The organism is Geomobilimonas luticola (assembly GCF_018476905.1).
GTDB classification, from domain to species: domain Bacteria; phylum Desulfobacterota; class Desulfuromonadia; order Geobacterales; family Geobacteraceae; genus Geomobilimonas; species Geomobilimonas luticola.
The window spans coordinates 114,031-125,617 of sequence record NZ_JAHCVK010000006.1; the positions used below are offsets into that span (position 1 = coordinate 114,031).

General features: G+C 58.6%; 4 protein-coding genes. All 4 read right to left on the bottom strand.

What is annotated here, in order from left to right; translation table 11 throughout:
• Positions 1-273: 273 nt before the first annotated feature.
• Complete coding sequence (locus tag KI810_RS13015) at positions 274-7,095, bottom strand: Ig-like domain-containing protein (protein WP_214175990.1); 6,822 nt, start codon at positions 7,093-7,095, stop codon at positions 274-276.
• A gap of 362 nt (positions 7,096-7,457) precedes the next feature.
• Positions 7,458-8,453, bottom strand: a complete 996-nt coding sequence (locus tag KI810_RS13020) for a peptidylprolyl isomerase (RefSeq protein WP_214175991.1) — start codon at positions 8,451-8,453, stop codon at positions 7,458-7,460.
• A gap of 36 nt (positions 8,454-8,489) precedes the next feature.
• A complete protein-coding gene (locus KI810_RS13025; RefSeq protein ID WP_214175992.1) occupies positions 8,490-10,007 on the bottom strand; it encodes a S8 family peptidase in 1,518 nt (505 codons plus the stop codon).
• Positions 10,008-10,103: 96 nt separating this feature from the next.
• A complete protein-coding gene (locus tag KI810_RS13030; RefSeq protein ID WP_214175993.1) occupies positions 10,104-11,549 on the bottom strand; it encodes an IPT/TIG domain-containing protein in 1,446 nt (481 codons plus the stop codon).
• Between the last annotated feature and the right edge of the window lie 38 nt (positions 11,550-11,587).

The window sequence follows — 11,587 nt, forward strand, 5'->3', positions numbered from 1 at the left end:
AAACACATAGTAACATGTTTGTATAGCATGTTTTCGCGCGGCACCGCAACGGTTAAGCAGGGAGAGGCAAGAGGGACTCCACCGGAAAGATACGTCTGACCTGCCGAGGAGAGGGGAAGTACCTGCATGCGAAAAGGCCGGAAGTTATCCTTCCGGCCTTTTCTCGTAAAAGAGCTCAATAACCGTCACGCTGATCTGTAGATCATTCCCGGCGCGATGAGCTCAAACCGGTGCATGGCACATACTTTCAACAATGCAGGTACGACCTTGCATTCAATGGCTGAGTGCCTGGTAATAGCTGCTTCTTACCGAAATAGAGAACGATTGCCTTGTTGTCAGAGTGCCGTCGCTGCCCCTGACGGTGACGCTGTAGGTGCCGTATTGGGAATAGGACGGGGTCCAGCTTATGACACCGTTGGAGCTGATTTTCATCCCGTCGGGGGCCGTGGAAAGCGAATAGGTAAGAGGATGCCCCAGGGAATCTGCGGCTTTTACCTCATAGACATACGGTTTTCCTTTATACGCCGTCGTAACGGGGGTGGAGGTGATTTTCAGGGTGTGCGTTGCCGTCGAACTGCTACCTTCGGTAACCGTGATGGCAAACGTTTGGGTAGCCCTGTAATAATTACTGTTTCTCACCTGTACCGTTACCTTGTACGTACCGGTACGGGAAGGTTTCCAGGTGAGCAGGCCGGTTGAATGATCGATTTCCATTTCATCCGGATGATCCCCCAGGGAGTAGTACAGGCTCTTGCCGTTGGGATCGACGGCATCCACATTGTAGCTGTATGTCTTGTCGACCGTCGCCGTGGTGATCGGAACGGATGTTATGACCGGTACCTGGCTGGTTGCTGCAGTGACGGTCAAAGTAAAACTCCTGCTGGAGGAAAGGCCCCCTTGATCGGTCGCCGTGGCGGTGATGGTATAGGTCCCCGTCACGCTGTTCGGCCAGGAGATGGCACCCGTACTGGAGATGGTCATGCCCGCCGGATTGCCCGTAAGAGTATAGGTCAAGGGCTGCCCTTCCGGGTCCGATGCCACGACCTGGCAGGTGAACGCAGCGGGCGAGGTCACCGATGCGCTGGGTATCCCATTCATCGCAGGAGGTTGATTGGAAACGGCATTGACCGTAAGTGCCACGGTGGCGGTGGCGGCGGTGTAGTTGATCGTGTCTGTCGGCATGAAGAGCACCGACAGAGATTGGCTGCCGGCGGTGTTCATGACGGTCCCCGCCACCGGGGCATAGGTGAAAGCACCGGTCACGTTTGCCGATGCGTCCAGTTGTGTCGCGGACAACGCCGTCCCGACGACGACCGGGGGTGGCGTGGCCCAGGTGACGACCGGGGTCGCCTTGGCGATCACGAGGGTGGCGCCGGCACTGCCGGCGTAATTGGAGTCGGTGACCGTGGCAACTACAGCGTAACTGCCGGCTGTGGTCGGTACTAGGCTACTTCCATCATAGGTGATTGAAACAGGCAGGCCTGCCGGGTTGGTGGCTGCGGTTACCGCTTTGGCTTTGCCGTCGTAGGTGGCGTTCAGGCCGGAGAGGGTGACGGTAGCGCTCGCCTTGAGCACATTAACGGTGACGGACTTGGTTACCGTGGTGTACTTGGCCGTGTCGGCCGGCGTAAACATAGCGGTCAGAGTCTGGGCATTGCCGGCATTGAGCCTGGTTCCGGGAGCCGGCGTATAGCTGAAGATACCGGCCACGTCGGCAGTGGCGTTCAGCTGGGTAGAAGACAGCAAGGTATCGTAGCTGATATCAGCCGGGTTGGCCCACGTAATCACCGGATTCAGCTTGGGCGTGGCCACGACGGTCCAGGTGAAGGTGGTTTGGGCGGTCTTGCCGTTGCTGGTGACCGTGACGGTTACCGTGTTGGTGGCCGCCGCACCGAATGCTACGGTACCGGTTACGGCACCGGTGGTGGTGTTGATGGCAAGGCCGGCGGGAAGGCCAGTGGCTGTGTAACTGACGGCGGTGCCGTCCGGATCGCTGGCGACGATATTCAGGTTGACGACCGCCCCTTCGGCGCTCGACTGGTTGCCCGGGTTGGTGATGGTGGGCGCGCGGTCGACGTCGGTCACGGTCCAGATGAAGCTGACGTTTACCGGGGCAGTGCCGTCGGTGACGGTTACGGTGGCGTTGTAGCTGCCGGCGGCGGCGTAACCCAGCGTGCCGCTGATGACGCCGCTGGCGCTGTTGATGCTCAGCCCGGCCGGAAGACCCGTCGCGCTGTAGCTCAGGGTGTTGCCGTCGGCGTCGGTGGCAGCTATCGGCAGGCTGACGGTGGCACCTTCGGCGCTGGTCTGGGCGCCGGGGTTGGTGACGACCGGAGCATCGTTGACCCCGGCGATGGTGATGCTGACGGTAACGGCGGCAGAAGTTACCGCGCCGTCGCTGACGGTGAAGGTGAAGCTGTCGGCGCCGGTGGCGTTGGCAATGGGGGTGTAGGTCAGGTTCGGCGCCGTGCCGCTCAGCACACCTTTGGCAGGCTGCGTGGCAACCGTGTAGGTCAGCGGGTCGTTATCGGCATCGGTACCGGCAAGGACGATGGCCCTGGCGGTGTCTTCGGTGACGGCGACGCTCTGGGGCGTGGCAACAGGAGCGACATTGCTGAATGAGACGCTGATGCTGACGGTGGCGGCGGTGGAGATTGCCGTGCCGTCGCTGACCGTGAAGGTAAAACTGTCAGAGCCTGTATAGTTGGCGGCAGGGGTATAGATGAGGTTCGGTGCCGCGCCGCTGAGCGTTCCGTTGGCAGGCGGGCTGACGATGGCATAGGTAAGGGCGCTCCCTTCCACGTCGCTACCGGTGAGCACAATGGCCTTGGCAGCGTTGCGGTTGGTGGATACGCTCTGGCCGGCGGCCACCGGTACGTCGTTGACGGCAGCTACGGCGGCGGTGAAGCTCCTGCTGCCGCTCCCCCCCTTGCCGTCGCTGGCCGTTACGGTGAAGCTGATCGGCGTCGTGGTGTTGTAGTCTGCGGCCGGCGTCAGGGTCAGGGTGCTGCCGCTAATGCTGGCCGCTACCGTGGCGGCGCTCCCGCCGGTGACGCTGTAACTGACGGTGTCGCCGTCCGCATCGGTGGCGGAAAGGGGAACGGTCTTGACCGTGTCCTCGGTCAGGGACTGGTTCGCAATGGCGGCCAGGACCGGCGCATCGTTGACGGCGGTGATGGTGATGCTTACGGCGGCGGTGGAGGTTGCCGTGCCGTCACTGACCGTGAAGGTGAAGCTGTCGGCGCCGGTGATGTTGGCGCTGGGGGTGTAGGTCAGGTTCGGCGCCGTGCCGCTCAGCACACCTTTGGTGGGCTGGGTTACAACGGCGTAGGTCAGGGGATCGTTGTCCGAATCCGTCCCGGCCAGGGTTATCGCCCTGGCGGTGTCCTCGTTGGTGGTGACGCTCTGGGGGGTGGCGACCGGCGCCACGTTGCTGAAGGTAACCGTGATGTTGACCGTGGCGATCGTCGAAGTTGCCGTGCCGTCGCTGACGGTGAAGGTGAAGCTGTCGGCGCCGGTGTAATTGGTCGTCGGGGTGTAGGTCAGGTTGGGAGCTATGCCGGCCAGTGTGCCGTGGGCCGGCTGGCTGACGATGGTGTAGGTAAGCGCACTCCCCTCCACATCAGTGCCGGCCAGGGTAATGGTTTTTGCGGTGTTGCGGGTGGTGCTGACGCTCTGGGTGGTTGCAGTCGGGACATCGTTGACGGCGGCAATGGTAACCGTTACGGTGGCGGCGTTGGAATCAAGGCTGCCATCGTTGGCCTTGAAGGTGAAGCTGTCGGCACCGTTCTGGTTGGTTGCCGGCGTGTAGGTATATGCGCCGGTGGCGGCGTTGGTGATGGTTACGGTCCCCTTGGTCCCCTGGGCAACGATGCTGTAAGTGCGGGAGGTGTTGTCGGCATCGGTGGCAGAAAGTGTTCCGGTGGCAACGGTATCTTCGGTGGCGCTCAGGGTGCCGTTCAAGGCTACCGGCGCGTCGTTAACGGCGGTGATGGTGATGCTTACGGTGGCGGCTGTGGAGGTTGCCGTGCCGTCGTTGACGGTGAAGGTGAAGCTGTCGGCGCCGGTGGCGTTGGCGCTGGGGGTGTAGGTCAGGTTCGGCGCCGTGCCGCTCAGCACACCTTTGGTGGGTTGGGTGGCAACGGCGTAGGTCAGGAGATCGTTGTCGGCATCGGAACCGGCAAGGACGATGGCCCTGGCGGTGTCTTCGGTAACGGTGACGCTTTGGCCGTTGGCCACAGGTACGTCGTTGACGGCTGCCACGGTGGCGGTGAAGGTCGTGCTGCTGGTGCCCCCCTTGCCGTCGCTGGCCGTTACGGTAAAGCTGGTCGGAGTTGTCGTGTTGTAGTTGGCAGCGGGGGTCAGGGTCAGAGTGCTGCCGCTGATGCTGGCCGCTACCGTAGCGGCGCTCCCGACGGTGACGCTGTAGCTGATGGTGTCGCCGTCCGCATCGGTGGCGGAAAGGGGAACGGTCTTGACCGTGTCCTCGGTCAGGGACTGGTTCGCAATGGCGGCCAGGACCGGCGCGTCGTTGACCGGCGTTACGGTTACACTGGCGGTGCCGACTACGGAAAGGCCGCCGGCATCGGTCGCACGGTAGGTAAAGCTGTCGTTGCCGTTAAAGTTGGCGAAAGGGGTGTAGACCAGCCTGTTGGCGGCAACCGTCGCCGTACCGTTTGCCGGCTGAGTGACGATGGCAAAGGTGTGGGTGTCGCCGGCGTCGGGATCGGTTACGCTGGGCGTTACCGGTGCGCTGGCAGTGTCTTCAGCCGTGGTGATGCCGGCAGCCGTGACTGACGGCGGTCGGTTGCCCGTGGCCACGGTCAGCGTAAACGTCCTGCTGGCGCTGAGGTTGCTCGTGTTGGTCGCGGTAACCGTAATGGCATAAACGCCGGCCACGGAAGTCGGCCAGTTGATCAGGCCCGATGTAGTGATGGTCATCCCCGCGGGGTTGCCGGCAAGGGTGTAGGCAAGGGGCTGGTTCTGGGGATCACTCGCCGCAACCTGATAGGTGAACACAGCAGGGGCGGTAACGGCGGCGTTGGGAATGGCATTCATCGTAGGGGCCTGCGGGGCCGCATTAACGGTCAGGGTAAAGGATGAATCAGTATAGCGCCCGCTGGTGTTGGTCACCCTGACGGTAACATTGTAGTTCCCTGCAACGCTGGGGGCCCAGGTAATGAGTCCGGCCCCGCTGACGGTCATCCCCGCAGGGGCGACCGGCAGGGTATAGGTCAGTGCCTGCCCCTGGGGGTCCGTCGCTGCAACCTGGTAACTGAGGGCAGCAGGTGCAGTAATGGTGGTTTTCGGGATAGGCGTGACTGTCGGAGGCTTTATTTCCGGGTTGACCGTAAGAGTGAAGGTTCGGCTTGTGCTTACACCGCTGGTGTTGGTCGCGGTCGCGGTAATGGTAGAGGTTCCCGCGACGGATGGCGTCCAACCGATAAGCCCGGTTGCGCTTATGGTCATCCCCCCGGGGTTGCCGGCAAGGGTGTAGGCAAGGGACTGGTTCTGGGGATCGCTGGCCACGACCTGGTAGCTGAACGGCGCGGGGGCAGTGATGGTAGCGTTCGGTATGGCGGTCATGGTCGGCGGCAGGATGACGACTGTCTTTATGTCGACGACAACCGGTGCCGTTACTGAAGCGTTCCAGGTATCGGTAACCTTGACATTGACGACATACAAGCCGGCAGCTGTCGGGGTGCCGCTCAGCAGACCGGTTGTGCTCAGTGCCAACCCGGCGGGAAGCGGATCAGCCGTCGTATAGGTCAGCGGCTGGTCATCGGGATCACTTGCCAGTACCTGGTAAGACAGGGGTTGCGTCACCACGGCGTTTGCCGTCTGCATCACGGGAGCTGTCGGCACCATATTCTGCCAGTTGACATAAATGGAGAAGGTATAATGGATGACCGACGTCCCGTCGCTCACATCCACGGTCACGGGGAATGAGGTGTTTTTCTGGTCGTAGGTTGGTGCCCAGCTTATGAGGCCTGTGGCGCTCATGGTCATGCCGGCAGGTGCCTGGACAAGTGTATAGCTCAAGGGATCGGTCTCGGCATCCGAGGCGGTGATCTGGTAGCGGTACGGCACACCGGTGACCGCAGTTGACGGTGCGATTGAGGTTATCTGAGGCGGATAGTTGCACAGGCCTGTCAGCAGATTGTAGTCGATAACTCCATTTATATCCTTGATGGGATTTCCGCTGGCATCTGTCTTGAAATATCTGGCGGGGAACGTTTCGTCGCTGTAAGCCATTGCACCCGTTGAGAAATCAACGGCTGAGTTTATGGTAAGCGTGGACTGGACACATTTCGTAGCGCCAGCCGCGAGTACGGGAATTGTCCAGTTGACGGAGTTCGTTGCAGGATCATAGGAACCGCCATCCGTCGCACCGGCAAAGGTCAGGTTGTTACCTGCCACACCCGGGTCGAGTGGTTGTGAGATGACTACGTTATTTGCCGCAACGGTGTTTGCCGTATTGTCGGCACATAGCTGGAAAGTTGCGTTTCCGCCATAGCTTGCGCATGACTCCCCTGCTTGGGCGTAGGTGACATGTAGCGGTTTTGTTTCCACCATCTTCTTGGTGATATCGAAGGGAGCGGAGGTGCCACTCGCAGGAATTTTCAGGTCGAACTGAAAGGCATACTGCATATCAGTATTTTCGAAGTTGGGCCCTCCATCGTTAAAGAGTTGCGTCGGACCTGACTTATCCAACGACTCCATAATGGAACCGGGGTTGAAGGAAAGTGTATCAATGGAGTAGGCGCTCGGTTTCAGCGTAGACGTCTGGATAAGTGTCTGTCCCACCGCTGCGCCGCTTGCGGGATCGAAGCCAGTCTGGATCGCCCGTTCTCCCTTGACGATGGCGACGTTGTCAGAGATGCCGCCGCTTGAGATATCCAGATCGGAATAGGAAAACAGATGAAAATCCAGTTCGGCGGAAGTAAGGTTTTTTATTGTTATGGTCTTCTTGACGGTTGAGTTGTAATTATAGGAAGTCTTGCCTGCAACGGAAAAGGTCACCGTTGCCGTGAAACGCGGCGGGGTCTGTTTATCCGTAAAGGTCACCGTTACAGTACTTGGATCACTGTACACACCTGTATCTGCAGTCAGCGTGCTGAAGGAAGCCTCTTTATCGATGGTTCCAATCCGGTACCACAACCAGTCTCTGAACATGGGGTCGATATAATCGTTTCTTCCCGTATTATACTGAATCAACCAGTTTGTTTCTCCCAAGGGGAATCCGGTGGAAGTCGACAAAGAATTATCAATTTTCATCGCATCCGGATACCCCAGACCACCAGGGGCAGTTAGATTCCACACTGCCCCATGGGATGTCCCCATAGAGAACAACATCGTCACCAGCACAACCAGCAAACTGACAAAGCTCCTGATCCTTTTCATACGTTCTCCCGTCTCGTCAATGAACATAACGTTCCGCCAGCACTCAGCATTATTCAGTCCAGAAAAATCTCAACCTTCGCCTCGCGCCTCAACTCCCGGACAATCTCGTCCACCCTCTTCTTCTGAATCTCACCTGCCAGCGCCTTCTCGATAAAACTTTGTATTTCGCCGAGTTCGGGCACCCTGGCCGGCTTCCTGTCGAACGCCTTTATCAGGTGAAAGCCGTGCCGGGTCCTGACCGGTTCGCTGATCTCACCCACCTTGAGTGCGAAAGCGATGTCATCGAATCCCTTGGGCATATAGGTGCGACTGATGTACCCCAGGTCACCGCCGACGTTAGCGCTGGCGCAGGCTGAGCGCTGCTTCGCCATGTCCGGAAAATCTTTTCCGCTCATGATTTCAGCGCGGATCTGTTCTATTTCACTTTTTGCCTTGGCAATCTCTTCGGCGGTCGGTTTTGCCGAAAGTTTGACAAGTATATGCGAAACCTTGATCTTCTCCGGTTCCATGAAACTGCCGGCATTCTGCTCGTAATATTTCTTCAGTTCAGCCTCGGGAACGACCACATCCTTTGCGCCGTGTTTCGCCAGATATTCGTCAACAAGGAGTCGATTTCTTACCTGCTTCCGGTGTTCATCACCCTCAACGCCCTGCTTTGCCGCGCTGACCGGTTTGCCCATCCCGGAGTCGTGAGCCTGTTCGGCTGTGATTTTTTCATCTACTTTCCGCTCGATCTCCTTGCCGAAACTCTTTTCCCCGGCCTGCGCCAGCATCTCCAGGGCAATCAGGCGGTCAAGCTCCTCCTGCTGAAGGCGCTTCCTTGTTTCGTCGGACAGTCCTTCCCTTGCTCCGTATTTCCTGAAGCGCGCTTCTGCCTTCTGTAGTGCCGGTTGCAGTTCGGCAAGGAGGATCGGCCTGCCGTTCACCCTGGCTGCAATCCGGCGGGGGTCCTGGTTTACCAATGTTTCATCCCCGGCAAAAGTCGCACTTGTAACGGGAAAAAGGGACCAGACAAGCATTGAGACGATGATTCCGCGGTAGCTCCGCATCAGTGCTCCTGAAAACTGCATGGCGTGCGTGTCCGGTTAATGTGCGGCAATGGTGATAGCGGCAGATGTCCCGACACGTCCATGGGGATAAAAACCAACGATACATTCCGCTTCCACCTTCAGAGCGGACGATACGGTCTGGGGCTGCGCCGGCCCGAAACTGAATGATGCGATAATTTCGTCATTCCCGTGTCCGGATGAAGCCCCCCCTGTTGTCTGGGACAAGAGATAACACGTATCGCTGTTATCTCCGGATGTACCCATGATGATATTCTTCAGCCCATTGTTGCTGATTCCTATGGTGTATGTTCCCGGTTTCAGGACAACATTCAGCGCACCATTCCCACGGTTATCGCCGGTTCTCGTCACGGTGTACTGTTGCGGCTGCACGATATCGGCCGCCTTGTCCGCATTCACCAGTCCGTAACCGAAGTAGACATCCCGACCCGGATCACCCAGATCCGTTGCGGTTGCGGCAAGACGTTGTCTGACCTCGTCGGCAAGATTTCCGTCGCCGTTTTCATCCTTGATACCGGCCGAAAAGATGAGGGCAGCCACGCCGGAAACGTGGGGAGTGGCTTGGGATGTACCGCTCATCAATCCAAACCCACCACCGGGGACCGTTGACATGACGGCAACTCCCGGGGCTGAAAGCTCGACCTTCGCGCCGTAGTTGGAGAAGGCGGCTTTGGTACCGTCCTGCGCGGTTGCTGAAACCGCAATAACGGGATCAAAACCGGCCGGATTGTCAACAATCGGCTGATTGAAGTTGCCGGCAGCAGCCACGAGGACTATCCCCGCCTTGAACGCCGCGTCACAGGCATCCCTGAACGCCTGGGAATCCATTTGCGCACCGAAACTCATGTTTATCACCTGCATCTTATTGGTTATCGCCCATTCGATTCCGGCAAGAATATCGGACGTACTCCCCATCAGACCGCCGTTAAGAACCTTCAGCGCGTAGAGGGAGGCTTCCGGCGCTACACCGACAACGCCGGTGCCGTTGTCCCTGGCCGCGATGATCCCGGCCAGGTGGGTTCCATGCCCATATCGCGAATCGTCGTACGGGTCGTTGTTGTCATAGACAAAGTTGTATCCACCCTTGTAGTTGTCCTTCAAATCCGGGTGGTCGGGATCGATGCCGGTATCAAGAATGGCCACCTTGATTCCGGCCCCCGTGATCCCTTTCGTTGCTGCCACATCGGCGCCTATACGCTTCACTCCCCACGAATCAAGCAGTTCCTGATCTGTGGCGGATGCGACCGTGACAGGCTCGACAACGGCAATCACCTTGTCGGCCTCGACATAGGCAACCTGTGGGTCGTTTTTCAGGGAACAAATCGATTCATCGGATAGTTCCGCAGATACCGCGTTTATTGAACGATGGTCGCGAAAAATTCTGCCGCCAGTCCGCTGCACCTTTTCATGCTTGTCGCTCTCGGCCAGTCCGACACCATGGCGGAAACCGATAATGGCTTTTTTGTTCCCGGCGAGTGCCGGGCTTGTAAGGATGGAGATCGTGACAAACGAAAAAAAGATTACTCGATGCAGCATGCAAAGACCTCCCGAACAAAGGTGACTGCGCAGGGTTAGCGAATCTATGGGGACGCCGGGGCGTCCCCATAGGCTGATTCATCCGCTGAAAAATGCTTATCTTACCTTTTTGGCGGCCGCGAATATCGTGCTTTCCACCGGTCCGAAGAGGGTCTTGACGGTTACGGTCTTACCGCCGCCAAAGACCTGGCTGGAGGCGACGATCTTCTTGTCACTCCAGGAAACTACCTTGGCCTGGACAGGTCCGGCGAAGACGCCGAGGAGTTTGCTCGCCTCTGCCGAAGGCGCCGTACCGAAACCTATACCGGTAATGGTAAGCGTGCTGCCGGAAAGGGTGGCGGCTTTGATTGCCAGCTGCGGCGCAACGATGAGCCTGGTCAGGTTGCTGACCGTTCCGCTCTTGTCGACGCGGAGTTCATAGATGCCCTGCTGCAGGGTGGGGAGCACCATTTTTATCTCACTGGTCGTCACGGAGAACGGTGTGACGGTTATGGTATTTTGGCCGTTGGTCAGGGTGACCACCGGGTTGTAGGTATTCCCCATCGAATCCTGGTTCATGAAGCCTTCGCCGTTGATGATAAGAGTGGCCGATTGTCCGGCGGTCACAACGGAACTGCTCAGGCTGCCGATGGCAGGAGCGGTTGCAGCAGTAGAAGCATCAGCGGAACCGGTCCAGGACCCGTGGCATCCCACGCAATCCCAGTTGTTGCCGATATGGCCGTAGCCGAGATCTTCGTTGCCGGGAACGATGGTCGAGAGGTTGTTGGGATTGGGGGTGTTGGCCTGGATGTTGTGGAGCGACTTGACACCATGACAGGCCTCGCACCCTCTGATGGGGGCCTGGGCATTGTGGCACCAGGTACAATCGCCGATTCCGCCGGGCTGGAGGAAGCTGCCGATGTTGGTCCCGTGGTGTGTGTCCGCGTTGCTGAAAATCGGCGGGGTCGCGCTTGCATTTGCCTGGTGGCATGCCGCGCACCCCTGCACGAGAATGGTTTTACCAGGGTTAGCGGGATCGGGTACCGGCCGGCCGTTGGGAGCCGGAGTTACGCCGCCGGTGGTGGAATCGGTATTGATTGCATAGGTCGGTATGTAATGGCCATCCTTCGGGTTGTCTATGGCATTTCCGTGGCAATGCACGCAATCCTGGGCCACGGCATTTGACGACGTCGGCCCGTGGTGCGGAGACTGGCCGGTGTGACAGTTGGAACAGGTGCGGAAATCCTGGAAGGTATAGCCGCCGGTGGGAGAAGGAACCAGCACGTGGCAACCCGTGGCCAGGGTCGTTGGGGTAGTCCCTGAAGCATTGTAGCAGCTTACAGCCGGGGTAGTCGTGTAGATCAGGTTGTGATGCAGGGTGACCAGTTGCGGGTCCGTTCCGTGACATCTGTGGCAATCGTCAGTCGTGAACTGACTGAACTTGGTGTCGTAAATGTACAGCGTCTGGTTGACCGGCGGAGGCGGTACTGTTGCCCAGTTCACGACGGCCAGACCGAGAACCAGGGAAGTCGCCAGCGTCATGATTGACATGATTTTTTTCATTTGTTTAACCCCTTTCTGGATAAATGAAACCTTCTCAA